Genomic DNA, 312 nt, shown 5'->3' with positions numbered 1-312 from the left:
TTAGGCTACAGCGGACCGGGTCCTGTACGCTACAGGGCTCAGTCCGCCAAGCTTCACTTTGATTCGCTTATGGTTGTAGTAATGGATGTACTCATCCAGCCCCGCTTGCAACTGCTCCACGCTTTCAAAGCTTTCCCGATAGTAGAACTCTGACTTCAGCGTGCCGAAGAAACTCTCCATTGTGGCGTTGTCATGGCAGTTTCCTTTGCGTGACATGCTTTGCTCCAGCCCTGCTTTTTCTAGCCTCTCCCGGTACTTTGGATATCGATAGTGCCAGCCTTGATCTGAATGCAGCATTGGCTTGCCGCCCTC

1 protein-coding gene is annotated in these 312 nt (G+C 52.2%); it reads right to left on the bottom strand.

Annotation, left to right across the window (positions count from 1 at the left end; all coding sequences use genetic code 11):
- Positions 1–312, bottom strand: a 312-nt coding sequence (locus IV40_RS10470) for an IS3 family transposase (protein ID WP_156404285.1), incomplete at its 5' end; no start/stop codon positions are given.

It is taken from the genome of Lactobacillus selangorensis, assembly GCF_001437205.1.
Lineage (GTDB): Bacteria > Bacillota > Bacilli > Lactobacillales > Lactobacillaceae > Paralactobacillus > Paralactobacillus selangorensis.
The sequence above is the reverse complement of the archived record's forward strand: the minus strand, read 5'-3'. Positions and strand labels throughout refer to the sequence as shown.